Annotated in this window: 16 protein-coding genes and 7 tRNA genes; all 23 read right to left on the bottom strand. The window is 57.1% G+C overall.

The window, feature by feature from the left end; translation table 11 throughout:
* Positions 1–374: 374 nt before the first annotated feature.
* Complete coding sequence (gene lonB / locus SDD30_RS09400) at positions 375–2,093, bottom strand: ATP-dependent protease LonB (RefSeq protein ID WP_434074658.1); 1,719 nt, start codon at positions 2,091–2,093, stop codon at positions 375–377.
* 122 nt (positions 2,094–2,215) lie between these two features.
* Entirely contained in the window at positions 2,216–3,475 is a 1,260-nt protein-coding gene (gene clpX, locus SDD30_RS09395; RefSeq protein WP_434074657.1) for an ATP-dependent Clp protease ATP-binding subunit ClpX, read from the bottom strand.
* 20 nt (positions 3,476–3,495) lie between these two features.
* Entirely contained in the window at positions 3,496–4,095 is a 600-nt protein-coding gene (gene clpP / locus SDD30_RS09390; RefSeq protein ID WP_434074656.1) for an ATP-dependent Clp endopeptidase proteolytic subunit ClpP, read from the bottom strand.
* A 39-nt stretch (positions 4,096–4,134) separates the two neighbouring features.
* A complete protein-coding gene (gene tig / locus SDD30_RS09385) occupies positions 4,135–5,541 on the bottom strand; it encodes a trigger factor (protein ID WP_434074655.1) in 1,407 nt (468 codons plus the stop codon).
* A 181-nt stretch (positions 5,542–5,722) separates the two neighbouring features.
* Positions 5,723–5,797: transfer RNA gene (locus tag SDD30_RS09380), tRNA-Gly, on the bottom strand.
* A gap of 88 nt (positions 5,798–5,885) precedes the next feature.
* A complete protein-coding gene (locus SDD30_RS09375) occupies positions 5,886–6,233 on the bottom strand; it encodes a DUF190 domain-containing protein (protein WP_434074654.1) in 348 nt (115 codons plus the stop codon).
* Positions 6,234–6,270: 37 nt separating this feature from the next.
* On the bottom strand, positions 6,271–6,639 hold the full coding sequence (crcB, locus tag SDD30_RS09370; RefSeq protein WP_434074653.1) for a fluoride efflux transporter CrcB: 369 nt from the start codon (positions 6,637–6,639) through the stop codon (positions 6,271–6,273).
* Positions 6,639–7,085 carry a fluoride efflux transporter CrcB gene (crcB, locus tag SDD30_RS09365; RefSeq protein ID WP_434074652.1) on the bottom strand — a complete coding sequence of 149 codons (447 nt, stop codon included), beginning with the start codon at positions 7,083–7,085 and terminating at the stop codon, positions 6,639–6,641. Before crcB (SDD30_RS09365) ends, crcB (SDD30_RS09370) begins: the two co-directional genes overlap by 1 nt.
* Before the next feature lie 627 nt (positions 7,086–7,712).
* Positions 7,713–7,798: transfer RNA gene (locus SDD30_RS09360), tRNA-Leu, on the bottom strand.
* Positions 7,799–7,805: 7 nt separating this feature from the next.
* Positions 7,806–7,881: transfer RNA gene (locus SDD30_RS09355), tRNA-Lys, on the bottom strand.
* A gap of 7 nt (positions 7,882–7,888) precedes the next feature.
* Positions 7,889–7,964, bottom strand: a tRNA-Gln gene (locus tag SDD30_RS09350).
* Between the two features lie 12 nt (positions 7,965–7,976).
* Positions 7,977–8,053, bottom strand: a tRNA-His gene (locus SDD30_RS09345).
* Between the two features lie 12 nt (positions 8,054–8,065).
* A tRNA-Arg gene (locus SDD30_RS09340) sits at positions 8,066–8,142 on the bottom strand.
* A gap of 7 nt (positions 8,143–8,149) precedes the next feature.
* A tRNA-Gly gene (locus SDD30_RS09335) sits at positions 8,150–8,223 on the bottom strand.
* 396 nt (positions 8,224–8,619) lie between these two features.
* Positions 8,620–9,225, bottom strand: coding sequence for an XTP/dITP diphosphatase (locus SDD30_RS09330; RefSeq protein WP_434074714.1), 606 nt, complete (start codon positions 9,223–9,225; stop codon positions 8,620–8,622).
* Positions 9,215–9,967 carry a ribonuclease PH gene (gene rph / locus SDD30_RS09325; RefSeq protein WP_434074651.1) on the bottom strand — a complete coding sequence of 251 codons (753 nt, stop codon included), beginning with the start codon at positions 9,965–9,967 and terminating at the stop codon, positions 9,215–9,217. Before rph ends, SDD30_RS09330 begins: the two co-directional genes overlap by 11 nt.
* A 56-nt stretch (positions 9,968–10,023) precedes the next feature.
* Entirely contained in the window at positions 10,024–10,917 is an 894-nt protein-coding gene (murI, locus tag SDD30_RS09320) for a glutamate racemase (RefSeq protein WP_434074650.1), read from the bottom strand.
* A gap of 81 nt (positions 10,918–10,998) precedes the next feature.
* The gene (locus tag SDD30_RS09315; RefSeq protein ID WP_434074649.1) at positions 10,999–11,526 is read right to left on the bottom strand and encodes a DUF2179 domain-containing protein; all 528 of its coding nucleotides are present in this window, start codon (positions 11,524–11,526) and stop codon (positions 10,999–11,001) included.
* A 101-nt stretch (positions 11,527–11,627) separates the two neighbouring features.
* Positions 11,628–13,613, bottom strand: a complete 1,986-nt coding sequence (locus SDD30_RS09310; RefSeq protein WP_434074713.1) for an N-acetylmuramoyl-L-alanine amidase — start codon at positions 13,611–13,613, stop codon at positions 11,628–11,630.
* A 199-nt stretch (positions 13,614–13,812) separates the two neighbouring features.
* Entirely contained in the window at positions 13,813–14,415 is a 603-nt protein-coding gene (locus SDD30_RS09305) for a GerMN domain-containing protein (protein WP_434074648.1), read from the bottom strand.
* Positions 14,416–14,495: 80 nt separating this feature from the next.
* Complete coding sequence (gene hisC, locus SDD30_RS09300) at positions 14,496–15,593, bottom strand: histidinol-phosphate transaminase (RefSeq protein WP_434074647.1); 1,098 nt, start codon at positions 15,591–15,593, stop codon at positions 14,496–14,498.
* A gap of 33 nt (positions 15,594–15,626) precedes the next feature.
* Positions 15,627–16,058, bottom strand: a complete 432-nt coding sequence (locus tag SDD30_RS09295; protein ID WP_434074646.1) for an ACT domain-containing protein — start codon at positions 16,056–16,058, stop codon at positions 15,627–15,629.
* 334 nt (positions 16,059–16,392) lie between these two features.
* On the bottom strand, positions 16,393–17,691 hold the full coding sequence (locus SDD30_RS09290; protein WP_434074645.1) for a phenylacetate--CoA ligase: 1,299 nt from the start codon (positions 17,689–17,691) through the stop codon (positions 16,393–16,395).
* Positions 17,692–17,721: the final 30 nt, after the last annotated feature.

Here is a 17,721-nt window from a genome sequence, read left to right as displayed (position 1 = left end):
TTTCGCGGATGTTCCTCGGAAAATAGACTTCTACCAAAAGTGGATATTTGCTGCTAGGGTGAGGCAGGTTCCCTGCGGGCGCTAGTTGCGCCATTATACAAGGACTTCGCTTCGCAGGCCTCGGGCGCGGCCAAACTCGGCCCTGCTGGCCTCAAACAGGTGGCCGCGCTGTTCCCTCGGCCTGCTCCGCTCTTTGAATTAAGGCGCCAAGGCGCCCTCCGGGAACCTGCCTCACCCGCGGTCACAAACACTTACGTTACGATCCCCATCCCGTTCACCGCCGCCTCGGTGCGGCTTCGCTGAGTTTGCTCTACGCCGCGAACTAAGTCACCTTCCGCCTGTACCCGCCGCCCCCTGCCTCCACCTGCAATTTTCTAACAGCTCATGGGGCGGCCGAGGTTGGGGGCCGCACTTAAAACCTGGGGCCGGGCCTTATACCTCTCCGGGGTGGTTACCTGGGCCGGCGGCAGCAAAGCCTCGGCTAGAACTTCGCTGACCGTCTGCACCGGGACAACCCGGATATCCGCCAGGGTGCGAAAGATCTCCTGCCAGTTATCCTTAGGGATCAGAACCTTCCTGGCGCCGGCCAGGCGGGCGGCCTCCACCTTGGCGACGACACCGCCCACTGGCCGCACCCGGCCCTGGATGGAAACCTCCCCCGTCATGGCCACCAAGTTATTGACCGGTGTTTCCGTAAGGGCGGAATAAACGGCCGTCAGCATGCTGACCCCCGCTGAGGGGCCGTCCACCGGCACCCCGCCGGGGAAGTTCAGGTGGATGTCATAATCCCGCAGGTCAACTTGCAGAAGGCGCCGCAGGACCGTCTGGACGTTATCTACAGCATTGCGGGCCATACTCTTACGCCGGATACGTCGGCCGTCGCTGCTGCCGGATTCCTCTTCCTCCACGACACCGGTGACGATAACCTGGCCGCGCCGGCGGCCGACGAGATTCACGCTGGCTTCCAGCTCCACGACCAGGCCCATGTTAGGGCCATAGACAGCCAGGGCGTTCACTACGCCCACCTGTGGCTCCGGAGGTACCTTGCTATCCATCCGGGGCGTGTACTGGCCGCAGGTTACCACCCACTCGATATCCCGGCGGTCTATCGTCTGGCGTTTATCCGTCATAGCCACTCCAGCGGCTAACTGGACCATATTTACTGCTTCGCGGCCGTTGGTGGCATACTGCTTGATTACCTCGACGGCATCGCCAGCAATGCCCAGATTGATCTTCCGGGCGGCGTTGCGGACGATGAGGGCGATTTCATCGGGCAACAGGGGGCGAAAGTAGATTTCCTGGCAACGGGAGCGAATGGCCGCCGGAATCTCCTGGGGTAAGCGGGTAGTCGCCCCCACCAGACGGAAATCAGCCGGCAAACCGTTGCGGAAGATATCGTGGATGTGGCTGGGGATATTGGTGTCCTCGCTGCTGTAGTAGGCACTCTCCAGGATAACCTTGCGGTCTTCCAAGACCTTCAGTAGTTTGTTGATATGGATGGGGTGCAGTTCGCCGATCTCGTCGATAAAGAGGACACCCCCGTGGGCGCGGGTGACAGCTCCCGGCTTGGGCTGGGGAATACCCGCCATACCCAAGGGGCCGGCTCCCTGGTAGATAGGGTCGTGTACCGAGCCGATCAAGGGATCAGCAATGCCCCGCTCATCGAAGCGCGAGGTGGCCCCATCGACTTCAACGAATTTGGCTGTTTCTTTAAAGGGAGATAGGGGATTCTTCTTGGCTTCCTCCAGGACCAGCCGGGCAGCGGCTGTCTTGCCCACCCCGGGCGGGCCGTAGATGATAACATGCTGGGGGTTGGGCCCGCAGAGGGCGGCTCGCAGGGCCTTAAGCCCTTCCTCCTGACCGATGATCTCGGCAAAGGTGCTGGGCCGGGTCTTTTCCGCCAGGGGCTCAGAGAGGGATATCTCCCGCAGGTGCTGGAGCTTTTCCAGTTCTTTGCGGGATTCCTTTTCCACCGCCACCCGGCTACCCTGCTGGTTACGCAGGAGGTTCCAAAAATACAGGCCAATCACTACGGCGAAGAATATCTGGATAAAGCCCAGGACACCGCCCAGGCCTTGACCCCATTCCGGCATAGCACTTCTCCTTTCCGTATCAAACCATCACCTAAAGTTTATCCGGAAAGGAAATTTTTATCCGAAGGGGCGCTAATCCTGAAAATGCAAAGGGCGATGGCTGCAGCCACCGCCCTCTCCATTCAGGCCGTTTCTTCTTTTTTCTTTTTCCGCTCCACCGTCAACAGGAGGGGTTCCTCCTTGCGCAGGACAACATCCTTGGTAATGATACACTTGGAGATGTTGTTCCGGGAGGGTATCTCGTACATGACGTCGAGCATGATCTCCTCCAGGATGGCCCGCAGGCCCCGGGCGCCGGTTTCCCGTTTGATGGCCTCCCGGGCAATGGTCGTCAAGGCGTCCTCCTTAAACTCCAGGGTCACCCCGTCCATCTCAAAGAGCTTCTGGTACTGCTTCACCAGGGCGTTCCGGGGCTCCGTCAGCACTCGGATCAAAGCCGCTTCATCCAGAGCATCCAGGGTGACAATCACCGGCATCCGGCCGACAAACTCGGGGATGAGGCCGTACTTCAACAGATCCACCGGCAGCACCTGCTTCAGGATATCCCCCACCTGGACGTCGTTCTTACCCCGGATCTCGGCGCCAAAACCCATGGTTTTTTGGGAGACCCGGTTTTTGATGATCTTATCCAGACCATCAAAGGCGCCGCCGCAGATAAAGAGAATATTGGTGGTATCCAGCTGGATAAACTCCTGATGGGGATGCTTGCGGCCACCCTGGGGCGGCACACTGGCAATGGTGCCTTCCAGGATCTTTAACAGGGCCTGCTGTACCCCTTCGCCGGAGACGTCCCGGGTAATGGACGGGTTCTCCGACTTGCGGGCTATCTTATCGATCTCATCGATATAGACGATGCCCTTTTCCGCCTTCTCCACATCGTAGTCGGCCGCCTGGATCAGCTTTAACAGGATGTTCTCGACATCCTCGCCGACATAGCCGGCTTCTGTCAGGGAGGTGGCGTCGGCAATGGCAAAGGGCACGTTGAGGATGCGGGCCAGGGTCTGAGCCAACAAGGTCTTACCGCTGCCGGTAGGCCCCATCATGATGATGTTGCTCTTCTGGAGCTCGACGTCATCCATCTTCATGCCCAAGTTGATGCGCTTGTAGTGGTTGTAAACAGCCACGGCCAGGGCTTTTTTGGCCTTATCCTGGCTAATGACGTACTGGTCGAGGATCTCCCGAATCTCCCGGGGTTTGGGCAGTTCGCCCATCTCCAGGTTGAGATCCTCGCTCAGTTCTTCCTCAATGATCTCATTACATAGCTCGATGCACTCATCGCAGATGTATACACCCGGGCCAGCGACCAGTTTTTTGACCTGATCCTGAAGTTTGCCACAGAAGGAGCACTTCAGCTGGCCTTTGTCATCAGTGTACTTATACACTTTCTTCACCTCGCTGTCCCTTATTTAGCGGGCAACTCGCGCTTGGTGATCACCTCATCAATAAGCCCGTATTCCCGGGCCTCCCTGGCACTCATAAAGTGATCGCGATCGGTATCCCGGGCGATCTCCTCCAGTGGTTTACCGGTTATCTCGCTTAGGATGCGATTAAGATTATCCCGGGTGGCCAGGATCCGCCGGGCATGGATCTCGATATCTACCGCCTGGCCCTGGGCGCCGCCCATGGGCTGGTGAATCATGATCTCGCTGTTAGGCAGGGCAAAACGTTTACCCTTAGCCCCTGCTGCCAGGAGGAAGGCGCCCATGCTGGCCGCCAACCCCACGCAGATAGTCGAGACGTCGGGACGGATATACTGCATGGTATCAAAGATGGCCATCCCCGCCGAAATCGAACCCCCGGGGCTGTTTATATAAAGGTGAATATCTTTATCGGGGTCCTCAGCCTCCAGGAAAAGCATCTGGGCGATTACCAGGTTGGCTACATGGTCATCGATGGCGCTACCCAGGAAAATAATCCTGTCTTTGAGCAGGCGGGAATAGATATCGTAAGCCCGCTCACCCCTGCTGGTCTGCTCTACTACCATTGGTACCAGAATTGACACTGTTAACCCCACCTCCACGTTAAAATTCAGTCGTGAGTGCTATTCAGCCGTCGTAGCTCCTGCTACCTCTGATGGCTCAGCTGCCGCCGATGTCTCGACTGCCTCCAGTGGCTCGGTAGCTTTTGCTGCTTCTACTGTTTCCGCTGCCACACCCTTTGCCGCGGGCTGTACGGGCTTGCTGTGCTCCACCAAGAAATCAATAGCCTTTTTAACCATTATATCGTATTTCAGGACGGACAAGTCGCCCAAATTCTTCCGAACAACATCGGCATCTTGCCGGAATATCTTAGCCATCCTTTCGATTTCGGCGTCAATCTCTTCCTGGCTCGGCTGGATATTTTCGGCTTTAGCAATAGCTTCTAGAACCAGTTCAGTCTTAACGTCCCGCTCTGCCCCGGGCCGGAATTCCTTCCTTAAATCATCCATAGTCCTATCGGTGTTTTTTAAGAACTCCTCCAGGGTCACCTTCCGGGCTTGGAGATTGCGCTCCAGTTCACGAATTCGGGAATCGATCTGCCGCTGGACCATGACTTCCGGTAGGTCCACAGTGGCCGCATCAACAGCTTTGGTCACTACCGCCTCCCTGACGGCGTTTCCGATCTGTTGTTGCTGGCTTTCCTCCAAACGCTTACGGACATCCTGGCGCAGGTCCGCCAGGGTCTCACACTCGCTTACGTCTTTGGCAAACTCATCATCAATGGGGGCCAGCTTCTTCCTTTTAATACCCCGGATGGTTACCTGAAAGACAGCCTCTTTGCCGGCCAGGTTCTCCTCATGATAATCGGAGGGAAAGGTGACGGTGACGGTGCGTTCTTCATCTACCCGTCCACCGACTAGCTGCTCCTCAAACCCGGGAACAAAGGTGCCCGAACCCAGTTCCAGGGGGTAGTTGTTGCCTTCCAGACCCTGATAGGGCTGGCCATCGACTGTGCCCTTAAAATCGATGGTCACTATATCTCCGGCTACCGCCGGGCCGTCCTCGACGACCTCCAGTTCAGCGTAACGCTCTTGCAACCGCTTCAGGTAGGCGTCGATATCTGCCTCGGTGATCTTGACTTCCGGGCGTTCGACCTCCAGGCCGGTGTAAGGGCCGAGCTGGACCTCCGGTTTAACTTCCACCCGGGCTTTAAAGACCAGGGGTTCGCCCTCTTCTACCTTGACTATTTCCACCTCCGGCCGGTCGATGGGCTCGAGCTGGTGCTCGGCCACAGCCTCTTCATAGGCCGGCGGAATGACGATCTCGGCCGCCTCGTTTAAGATGGGCTCCTTACCGATAAATTGTTCCAGGATAAAGCGCGGGGCTTTACCCTTCCGGAACCCTGGAATATTTACCTCTTTAACAAGACGGCGATAGGCCTGGTTAAGGGCTTTTTCGACCCTGGAAGCCTCAACTTCTACTTCCAGGACCACCTGGTGATTCTCTAACTTTTCTACGGCAGCCTTCATTTACTTGCTTGCTCCTCCCTACTCCCGACTATTGGACGCCATTCATTATGACCATCCGTTTGCCTAAAAATACCTTCAGGTTTTATTTCGCCGTGCCTAAAACTTTTCCTGCTAAAAAGATAAAAAAAGCCTTACAAAGAACACCTCGGACGTGTCAGTCCGAGGTACTTTACAAAAAATATGGAGCGGAAGACGGGATTTGAACCCGCGGCCCTCGCCTTGGCAAGGCGATGCTCTACCACTGAGCTACTTCCGCCCGTTATGCCCGTACCAGCACGGTTTCCGTAGCGATATCTTAACAGAAAGCCCCGTACCTGTCAAGTTTTCTGCCGTTTTCGGCCCGGTTATTTTCTTGGTTCAGCTGGCGCTGCAACCGGAGGAATGATCTCTACGTCAGCCAGGGTGATCAAACCCTGCCGGACCATAGTCTGCACCCTGGGCAGTGCGGCGTTTATTTTTTCCGGGCTGTCCACCGCTTCAACTATTACCGGCAGGTCGGCGGAAAGCTCCAGCAGGCGCGAAGCGTATAGCTGCCGGCGCTTACCATAGCCCTCGATGCCCCGGCTCACTGTCACCCCGGCCAGACCGGCGGCTTTTAGTTCCAGCACTAAAGCATGGTAGAGGGCCTTGCCCTGCCACTTCATCCCTTCACCTAGGTAAACCGTCAACCGTTTAGCCTTTGTACTGTCCAATTCTATCCCTCCAACCCGGCAATTAGAAACACTGCCTTTACGCCAATTTCCCAGCCGCCAGCCAGCCCAGCCAGGCCAGAAACAAACCCGTTGCTACACTACCCAGACTATAGGCCAGAGCCCGGACGCCTTCACCCTCACCAATCATAGTGAGGGTCTCATAGGTGAAGGTGGAAAAGGTGGTATAGGCCCCTACAAACCCCGTCCCCAGGCCCACGGTGACGCCGGTGGGTAATTTGCCGACCGGCAGGGCCAGCAGCAGCCCCAGCAGGAAGGCCCCGCTCAAGTTTACTACCAGGGTACCTAGGGGCCAGGTAGCCCCGATACGGTTTCCCAGCCAGCGGCTGATCAGGAAACGGGCCAGGGTCCCGGCCGCCCCGCCGCAACCGACATACAGCAAGGTCATTACCCTTCATCCTTCTTGTTTATTATACTACGCAATCCTCCGGGAGATAGCGGAAACAACGAAAATAAGGATGACAATGGTAGACGTGCCAAAAAGATCCCTATTTGCATAGTTGCCACCCCCCCCACCAGAGAAGTAAACAGGTAGAGAAGGGCTAGAAAGGTTTTCCCGGCCTGGAGCAGGTGGACAGTCTCAACGCTGAAGGTAGAAAAGGTAGTAAAGGCGCCAATCATGCCGGTGGTGAGCCCTAGGCGCAGCTCCGGCCCCATCACTAGCCGTTCTAGGGTATAAGTCAGGATAAAGCCCATAGCCAGGCAACCGCCCAGGTTGATGAGCCAGGTAGCCAGGGGGAAGGCTCCGGGCCAGAGATGGTTGAGCCAACCCGAGAGAAAGTAACGACCGACGGCGCCACCGAAACCCCCGGCGGCTAAATAAAGGTAAAGCATAGCAAATTAGCCCCCATCGCGATAAAACTCTCTGCCTGCATCTGTTACCCGGTATAGCCGGAACTAACCTGGCAATTTCTGCGTCATCACTATCTGTGAGTAGATAATTAGCCAACCCTACCGTGGCCCGTAGCATCCATACTACCGTGTTGTTTCTTTCCCCCGTCTATTTCCAGGCAAACAAAAGACCCCTACCCCAGAGTAAACTGCCCCCCGGGCGTAGGGGTCATCACTGCCACACTGCAGATTGAAAGGGAACCCCATCCCTCAGGAATTAAGTTTTCCTTGACACAAGGGTTATTTATTCTACACCGGTGGCTATATTCCTGTCGCCCCCCTTACTTTTTATCCGGATGAACACCAGGGCCGCCTGTAACGTAGTTGTAAAAAAAGTCCCGGAAGCTTCCGGGTGTGGTAGGGTATATATTTTAAAGGAGGTCAGAGGGCTTTGTTCGAGTCTTATAATAGCACGTGGTCATTATAAACGTATTAAGTCACGTTTAAAATTAAATTAAGTTTGCCGGCGTCCTTTACTTGCGAGTATAAGGGTCTAGGTAAAGAACTACAGTGTTCATACCCGGGCGCACTAAAAAAATCCCGGTTAAAAACCGGGATTTTGGGCTTAACTGGTGCGGGCGAGAGGACTTGAACCTCCACGGCTGTCAAGCCACCAGATCCTAAATCTGGCGCGTCTGCCCTTCCGCCACGCCCGCAAAAAAATGGTGAGCCATCGGGGAGTCGAACCCCGGACACCCTGATTAAAAGTCAGGTGCTCTACCTGCTGAGCTAATGGCTCACAAATATGGCTGGGGCGGCTGGATTCGAACCAGCGGAATGACGGATCCAAAGTCCGTTGCCTTACCGCTTGGCTACGCCCCAAAGTAAATAAAATGGGGTGGGAGATGGGACTCGAACCCACGACCCCCAGGGCCACAACCTGGTGCTCTAACCAACTGAGCTACACCCACCACGTCTTTTTCTGGCGCGCCTGGCAGGATTCGAACCTGCGGCCAGCGGCTTAGAAGGCCGCTGCTCTGTCCAGCTGAGCTACAGGCGCCTGAACTTGGAGCGGGTGATGGGAATCGAACCCACGTAGCCAGCTTGGAAGGCTGGAGCTCTACCATTGAGCTACACCCGCAAGCAAATTTTATTATATCACAAAATCAACTTAAAGTCAAAAACAGATTCTACTACTCAGGCCCACTCTAGCACATACCAAACCGGCTTCAAGTTTTAAGGTTCACCAATTACCCATCGCTACGGGATCGTCCGGTGGGTATCTGCCGCCGGTTGGGAAGCAAACCAGCAATAATCAAAAAGCCACGCAAGCTGCTGCATCCAGGGCAGTACTTATTATAATCCAACGTCCCATTCCTGGCAAGACCATCTTAGAGGCCGACCGGCATAAATACAGCCGCGATGTGAGAAAGTGCCCGGTTTGGAGGCTGGCAAGGTACAACGCTGGCAAGGCAAGAATTATACCGGCATTGACGTCACTGGCAACACACTGGCGTCAATGATAACAATCAAAATGTCACTCCGCCGGCCAGAGACGGCTTAAAACCGGCCACAGATTCTTTACTGCCCGGGCACGGTGGCTCAATTTATTTTTTATCTCCGCCCCCAGCTCAGCCAGGGTTTGGCCATACTCCGGCAGGTAAAACAGGGGGTCATAGCCGAAACCCTGATGGCCCTGGGGTTCGGTAGTAATCAGGCCCTCCAGGGTGCCTTCCGCTAGATAAGTGTCGCCATCAGCGGTCACTAGAGCCAGTACGCAGCGGAAGCGGGCTGTCCGTTTCTCTCGCGGCACCCCCTCCAGGAGGCGGAGGAGTTTGGCATTATTGCGCCCGTCGTTGGTGGGCTCGCCAGCGAAGCGGGCCGAGTAGATACCCGGGGCGCCCTGCAAATAATCAACCTCCAGGCCGGAGTCGTCGCCCAGGGCTGACAGCCCGGTGAGACTGGCCGTCATCCGGGCCTTAAAGAGGGCATTATCGGCAAAGGTGCTGCCCGTCTCCGGCGGCAAACTGAAACCGGGGAAATCCGCCAGGGTTTCTATTTCTACCCCCAGGACTTCTAAAAGCTCCCGGAACTCCTCCCCTTTACCGGCGTTTTTAGTAGCTATCACCAGTTTATTGATCATGGCCCGTCCCCACTTGGTCCGCCAGGTCACCCAGGACCTGCTTTTGAATAGCAATCAAGGTGTTGACTCCCTCCCCTGCCAGGTCAAGCATGGCTGCCAGCTGTTCCCGGCTGAAGGGCCGGCCCTCCGCCGTCCCCTGAACCTCCACCAGCTGGCCGGAACCGGTCATGACGACGTTCATATCCACCCCGGCATGGGAATCCTCCTGAAAGTCCAGGTCCAGGAGGAGTTCTCCATCCACCAAACCCACACTGATTGCCGCCAGGAAATCCTGCAGGGGCAACCGGGGAATGGCTCCAGCCGTGACCAGACCAGCCAGGGCCTCGGCCAGGGCTATGTAGCTACCGGTAATAGCTGCCGTCCGAGTGCCCCCATCGGCCTGGAGGACGTCGCAATCCAACCAGATCGTCCTTTCCCCCAGGAAGTGGACATTAACAACGCTGCGCAGGGCGCGGCCAATGAGCCGCTGGATCTCCTGGGTCCGGCCACTGAGCCGCCCCTTGGTGGCCTCCCTGATAGTCCGTTCCCGGGTCGAGCGGGGCAGCAGGGAGTATTCCGCCGTCACCCAGCCCCGGCCGCTATTTTTTAAAAAGGGCGGTACCCGGTCTTCCACCGTAGCGCTGCAGAGTACCCGCGTATCGCCGACGGTAATGAAAGCCGACCCCTCGGCATACTTAAGGTAATGGCGTTCAATAGTTACCGGACGCATCTCCCGGGGAGTACGCCCATTGGCTCGTATCAATATTACCCAGGCCTCCTGATTATTTACCCGTTTTACCGGCCTGCCCCACTACCCCGCTATAAGCATCCCTTGCGCCCCAGGTGGCTCCCAACGAGGCTGCCGGCTACCCTATACCCTAGTCCTGCTTCATCCAGATATTCTTTAAAATCCAGCTCCATTTTCCTGGTACCGGCTAGTTCCGGCCAGCCAACCAGTTTGATGCCCACCTCGCTAAAGGAGCGGGGATTACCACTGACATAAAAATTGTGGGCCCGGGAACCATGGGGTCCCCGCAGGCCGCCGCTCCTGGCCAGGACAGCCTTTAATTCCTGAACTGTGGCTGCCGCCGGGTCAATGAGGGTAACGCCGGGACCGGCTACTGCCTGGATGACCGGTGCCAGGAAGGGGTAATGGGTACATCCCAGGATCAAAGTATCGATCCCGGCTTGGAGGATAGGCGCCAGGGCCTCGCCAACCGCCGCTTCCGCCCGGGGTCCGCTAACCTCCCCCGCTTCCACCAGGGGGACAAAACTGGGACACGCCCGGGGATAGACCTGTACCCCTGTCTGCCGGGCCAAAAGGGCCTGCCGGTGGGCGTCGCTGGCGATGGTGGCTTCAGTGGCGATAACTCCGATACGGCCGTTTTTCGTCGCCTGCAGGGCCGCGACGACTCCGGGCGTAATGACGCCGACGATAGGGATAGCATACTTTTTTTGCAGGTAAGGGAGGGCCACAGCCGAGGTAGTATTGCAGGCGTCCACAATGGCCTTGGTGCCTTGGGCAATTAAAAAGCCGACAATCGTATCGGCAAAATAGATTAACTCGTCTACTGTTCGCGACCCGTAGGGTACATGAGCCGTATCGCCAAAATAAACTATGGTCTCAGCCGGTAACTGGCGGGTAATCTCCCGAGCTACCGTCAAACCGCCGACGCCGGAATCGAAAATCCCCACTGGTTGGACGGGAAGCACCGCCCTCAACTCCTTATCAAGGTGCTTCTTGGTAAAACACCAGTACTGAATATTATATGCGCAAAACCCGGACCTTCATGCCTATTTACCCTTGCGCCAGTAGCGACAAAAACCGCCATAGGCAGTCCGTAATTCCTGGATGGCCACAAAGGCCGCCGGGTCCCATTCATTGATAATCTGCTGGATTTCATTTAACTGACGACGCGGGAAACTGAGATTCAAAATCGGGTGGGTACCATTCCGCCCCGTTCCCTCAGTTATAGTCACCCCGAAGCCGGCGGCCCGTAAAGCCTCGGCCAGTTGCAGGGGAGCGGCCAGGGAAATGATCTGCATGGTCAGCTGTCCCAGGGCCACCTTTTCTTCAATCAAGCTGCCGACAATATTGCCGGTGGTAAATCCCAGGGCATAAAAGGCCATGCTCACCGGGTCACTCAAACGATCAACAACATACTTTAAGGCCACCACATAGATGGTCACTTCAAAAAGACCAATGCCCGCGGCATAAAAACGCTTGCCGCGAACTAACAAAAGCATACGCATGGTAGCCATGCTGACGTCGGTAACCCGGGCCAGAAAGATCAATAAGTAGCCACCAAGCAGGACTAGCACCGGCTCCCCCTCCCCTTTAGTCGCCGTTGCCATCCCATTTTAACAGAGAAGGCAAAGGCCTGCAAGCAATTTACAGGCCCTCGCCCCGGCTTATTTGTGTCCTATTGTCCGGAAAAATAATCACTGATCCCGTTGAAGATCCCCTGGGCCACCAGGGCCTGGAAGCTCGTGGTGTTCAGGAGCTGCTCCTCAGTAGGATTGGAAATAAAAGCCGTCTCCACCAGCACCGAAGGCATATCAGTATTCCGCAGGACCGCGAAGTTGGCCTCTTTGACTCCCAGGTCCTGGCGGCCGATGGCTGCCACCAAGTCCTTCTGGATCAGGGTGGCTAGGCGCTGGCGTTCCTCCCGCTGGCCTCCCAGGGCCGTGTCCGGCGGCGCGTAGAAATAGGTCGACGTTCCGGCGGCGCTGGCACTTAAGGAGGCGTTGGCGTGAATGCAGATAAACAAGTCGGCGCCTAAGTCGTTAGCAAAATAGGCCCGCCCGGCCAGGGAATAGGGGGTGGTTTCGCCATCGCGGGTCATATAGACCGTGGCGCCGGCGCTCCGCAGGAGGTCAGCCAGCTTCCGGGACATGGCCAGGTTGACATCCTTCTCCTGGACGCCACTTGGCCCGATGGCTCCCGGGTCAGTGCCGGCCGGGTCGGTGCCATGACCGGGGTCGATGACGATTTTACTCCCCCGGAGAGAGAGCTTTTTTAAGTGGAAAACCACTGCTGACCCCAGAGTCCGGGTAGTAAAACTGGCGGCCCCGCTGAGATCGAATACCACCCGCGCCGTACCGGCGTCATACTGGCCCAGGCGCACCTGCGCCAGGGGTGGCCGGTTTACTACCACCGTTTCCTGCCCCGGCGCTAACGCCAGGGTGGCCCCCGCTATATCGAAAATCAAGCGGTTTTGCCAGCGGCAGCTTTTAAAGGTAAAAGGCCGGTTGCTCTGGACGGTGATATCAATCCAGTCTGGTCCCGGGGTAACTGTAACCCCGGTGATCTTCAGGGCGTTGTTATCCCCGCCGCCCGGTCCCTGGTTGCCGTCTCCAGGCCCTGGCTGGCCGTTACCGGGACTGCTGCCGCCCTGGGCCGGCTTTTCCGGAGAATAAGTTGCCAGAGAACTGGCCAACCAGCCGCGCTGGCCGTTATCCAGCTCTACCAGCCACCAGCTACCCTGCTGCTGCCAGATAGGTAACCGGCTGCCAGCCGGCGCTGTGCCTACCTGCCGCTCCACCGAAGTGGGACCAGCTAATATGGCCACCGGCTTACTGCCGACAATAGCCGTGCCCAGGGGGTCTCCTGGCGGCTGCTGCCCACTCCCGGGTGGGTTGCTGCCGGGTGGCTGCTCGTTCCCCGGCGGGTTAGTGTTAGGCGGCGGGTTGTCATTTGGCGGTGGATTGTTACCAGGCGGATTAGTATCCGGCGGCGAGTTATTATCCTGGACCGGTTCCGCATAGTCGGCAGAAACCCAGCCTTTCGTGCCGCCGGACAGCTCCACCTGGTACCAGCCGTCACCAGTAGCCAGCAGCTTTGCCATTGTACCCCGGGGTATAACGGTGATTACATCATATCCCGTCCCCGGTCCACTACGGACGTTAACATAGCTGCCGGTGATCCGCACCTGGCCGCTGGAGGGTGCAGCTCCAAGCCAGATGCTGACTGTCTGGGAGGAATCATCCCATGCCACCCGGCCGCCGAAGGCCTGGACGATAAAGCGCACCGGCACCATGGTCGTGCCGCCCTGGAGGACCGGCACCGTGTCCAGGTTAAGGGCCCGGCCGTCAACTCTAGCCTGGCGGCTGCCGATCCATATCTTTAAAGTTGTCGCTCCCCGGGTGATTACTACCCCCTGTTCAGCTTCCCGCCACTCTACCCGGGCGCCCATATACTCCATAATAAAGCGCACCGGTACCATGGTACGACCGTTAGTGTCAGTATAGGCGGGCACCGTAGGGTTCACCCCGCTACCATTGAGGACCAGACTAACCCCGGGGTTGGCCGCGGCCGGCCTGGGCATCAGCCCCATGGCGATTATGTACACCAGCGCCACGATAAATAGGGCCAGGCTCCGCCGGCCATTGGTTACGTGTCTAACCATCACCCTTCCTTTCTCCTTTCAACCTTTTAAATACCATCTATACTATTCGCTGCCGGTGAAGCCTTTCCTTCCCACAAGACAGCTTTTGTCGAAAAAACAACAGGGCCGTCTCCAGGCGACCCTGTTTTTGCTGGATATGTTAATACCTGCCTGCCCTGGACCCCTTACTCGACTAGCTCGCCGGCAGGGTGATAGTACTCTACTTTTTAATCAAGCTCTCGTTCCGGCCCATAGCTGCCGAAACGTCGACATGCCCGGCAATGGTCTGAACATACTTCCCATCGACCAGGAATTGGACCTGCTTAACGGTGGGAAATTGGGTCAGCGTGTTGACAATGGAATAGACCGTCAGGCTCTCCCCCAGGGAACCACCGCTGTGGTTAGCCACCAGTTCCTTACTAAAGTCCACCCTGGCCAGGCCGTCGGGACGGATATTGATATCCTTCAACACTGTCCCTTTGGGGATGGTCGGCAGCAACTGGGAACCGGGAGCAGGACCCTTGATTAACTCGTCGATGGTCGCCCGGGCGATACCCTCCACTGCTGCTATGCTCCGCTTTTCCGGTACCAGGTAATTACCGCTGGGATCACTGAAGTAAAGGACTACCTGGGCGGTTTTAACCGGCGCCCCGGCCTGGGGCTGCCCTTCCGGAGCCGGGATACTGGCCTCTGGGGGAGGAACCTGGACCTGGACCTGGGGCTGGGCCTGGCCCCGCAGCCTGTCCGTCAGGCCACAGCCACTGATCATCGCGACCATGAGCAGCATACCTGCAGCAACCGCTAAATACTTACGCCACCGCAAAGATATCCCTCCTTTGGAGATTCTAATGCTAATATCATAGATATCCTGTCAAGGAGGGATATATTACTAATTTTTTTGGTCTAAGCCAAAACTTCCTGCAGAGCCCGGATAAAAAGCTCATTCTGGCGGCGGGTGCCAATAGTTACCCGCAAGAAAGTATCGTAGCCGAAGATATCCCCCGTTCTGACGATAACCCCCCTTTGCAATAGCTGCTGGAAGACCTCCCGGCTGTCTCGCCGGATGTCAATAAAGATAAAGTTGGCTTCAGTGGGGATATACTTTAAATTCAGGGCCTCAAACTGGCTGTAGAGATAGTCCTTACCCTCACTATTTACCTCCCGGCTTTTGCCCACGTGAGCCGCGTCCTTCAGGGCAGCCACGGCCGCCGTCTGGGCCAGGAGGTTGACATTAAAGGGTTCCCGTACCCGGTTCAGGTCACGGATAATCTCGGTGACAGCCACGCCGTAGCCCACCCGCAGACCGGCCAGGCCGTAGATCTTGGAGAAGGTCCTGAGGACAATGACGTTAGCCCGGCCGGCCCGGACATAGGCCAGGCTGTTAGGATAGTGTTCGGCTGTTACATAATCCGAGTAGGCTTCATCCAGGACGACCAGGACCTCTGGCGGGACCTGCTTTAAGAAAGCGTCCAGGGCGGCCTGGCCGACAATGGTCCCCGTGGGATTGTTAGGATTGCAGATGAAAACCAGGCGCGTCTGGGGCGTAATGGCCGCCGCCATAGCCTTCAGGTCATGGCGGAAGTTGCGGCTGGGTACTTTAATGGCTCGTCCACCCATGACCTGGGCCGCAAACTCATACTCGGAGAAGGTCGGGTCGGCGACAACAATCTCATCGCCCGGGTTAATATAGGCCTCAGCCAGCATCTTCAGAATCTCATCAGTACCGTTGCCGATAATTAGGTTCTCCTGTTCGACTTTCAACCTGGCTGCCAGGGCTTTTTTTAAATAATAGCAGTTACCGTCTGGGTAAAGATAAACCCTCTCACTGGCTTCCCGCAGGGCTTGGACAGCGTCCGGCGAGGGGCCTAAAGGATTTTCATTGGAGGCCAGTTTGATTACATCCTTTACCCCTAGCTCCCGCTGGACCTCTTCAATGGGCTTTCCGGGGACGTAGGGTTTGATGGTGAGAATGGATTCCCGGCACTTGGGAGCAGCAGCCATGGGTAGGTCATCTCCTTTTAATTATACCCCCGCCTAGAGGCGGTAAATTTTTTCCCCATCCAGGACGTTAATCCCCCTGGCGCGTAATACTTCGATGGCAGCATCCAGTTCTTCCACCCGGAAGATGACCAGGGCACCGTTATCCCCTTTGCCGATAAAGGCGTAGAGATACTCGATGTTAATGCCCTTTTCCTCTAGGATAGCCAGGATGCTACTAAGGCCGCCAGGCCGGTCAGGCATCTCGACCCCCAGGACTTCCGTCAGGCTGACGGTAAAGCTGGCGGCCTTTAATTCGGCGTAAGCCCGGTCCGGATTATCGACGATCAGGCGCAGGATGCCAAAGTCCGAGGTGTCGGCGATGGATACGGCGCGGATGTTGATGCCCTGCCCGGCCAGGAGCCGGGTGACGGCCGCCAGCCGGCCCGATTTGTTCTCTAGGAAAACCGAGATCTGCTTGATCTTCACCAAACTCGCCTCCTTCGAAATAGGATTCTACCAAAAATAAATGGTTGTTACTGTCATCCTGCTGCGGCCTCGAACAGGTGGCCGCGCTGATCCGAAAGCACTCTCGTTCTTTTGATACTCACGCGCCAAGGCGCCCTCCGGGAACCTGTCTCACCCTCTATCACAAACACTTACGTTACAATCCCCATCCCGTTCACCGCCGCCGCGCTGCGGCTGCGCTGAGTTTGCTAGCGCCTTGAACCAAGTCGCCTTGCGCCTGTACCCGCCAGCCCCTGCCTCCACCTGCATTTTCATTCTTCGTGGCGGGGCGTCAGCCCCCATGAGAGGCTCCTCCTTAGAACTTTCGTTTATCTATAACCCTTACAGCTTTGCCTTCGCTGCGCTGAATGGATTTGGGCTCAACCAGGGTAACCTTGACGCTGATGCCCAGGGTGCTCTCTAGCTCGTGGCGCAGGCGTTTCTCCAGGTCTTCCAGGCGCCGGACCTTATCAGAGAAGAGGTCTTCGGAGACCTCCACCTTGACCTCCAGGGTATCCAGGGGGCCGACCCGATCGACGATGAGGAGGTAATGGGGCTCGGTACCGCCCATCTCCAGGAGGACGCTCTCCACCTGGGAGGGGAAGACGTTGACCCCGCGGATGATGAGCATGTCATCGGTGCGTCCCGTAAAACGGGCTACCCGCAGGTGGGTGCGGCCGCAGGGACAGGCTCCGGGCAACAAGGTGGTGATGTCCCGGGTACGGTAGCGGATTACCGGCAGGCCTTCCTTGGTAAGGGAGGTAATCACCAGTTCGCCGCGCTGGCCCGGGGGCAACTGCTGCCCAGTTACCGGATCGATAACCTCCACCAGGAAGTGGTCGCCGAAGATGTGCAGGCCGTGTTTCTCCTGACACTCGATCCCAACGCCGGGGCCGATGACCTCGCTCAAGCCGTAAATGTCGACGGCGCTGATGCCCAAGCGTTTCTCGATCTCCTGGCGCATGCTCTCTGACCAGGGCTCAGCGCCGAAGATACCGCAGCGGAGCTTGAGCTCTTCCGGTTTAATCCCCATCTCCGCCATTACTTCCGCGATATACAAGGCGTAGGATGGGGTACAGGTCAGGACAGTGCTGCCGTAGTCCTTCATGATCATGACCTGGCGTTTGGTATTGCCGCCGGAAATGGGGATTACCGAGGCTCCCAGGCGCTCGGAACCGTAGTGGATCCCCAGGCCGCCAGTAAAGAGGCCATAGCCGTAGGCGTTCTGGATAATATCGTGGCGGGTGGCGCCGCCGCAGACCAGAGCCCGGGCCATGAGTTCCGCCCAAACGTCGATATCGTGGCGGGTGTAGCCCACCACCGTCGGTTTGCCGGTGGTGCCCGAAGAGGAGTGAATACGGACGATCTCGCTCATAGGTACAGCGAACATGCCGTAGGGGTAGTTATCCCGCAAATCCTGTTTGGTGGTGAAGGGCAGTTTCTGCAAATCATCAAGACTCTTGATATCCCCGGGCTCCAGGCCTATCTCTTGAAAGGCCCGGCGATAAAAGGGGACATTAAAAAAGGTTCTTTTAACCGTGGCCTGAAGGCGTTCCATCTGCAGTTCCCGCAGTTCTTCCTCGGGCATACACTCGTAGCGTTCGTTCCAGTACAAACCCGTACCCCCCATTATCTCCATATAGCA

The organism is Moorella naiadis (nom. illeg.), from assembly GCF_051020825.1.
Classification (GTDB): Bacteria; Bacillota; DSM-521; order Neomoorellales; family Neomoorellaceae; genus Neomoorella; species Neomoorella naiadis.
Note: the sequence above shows the minus strand (reverse complement) of the source record. Positions and strands in the feature narration are given on the sequence as shown.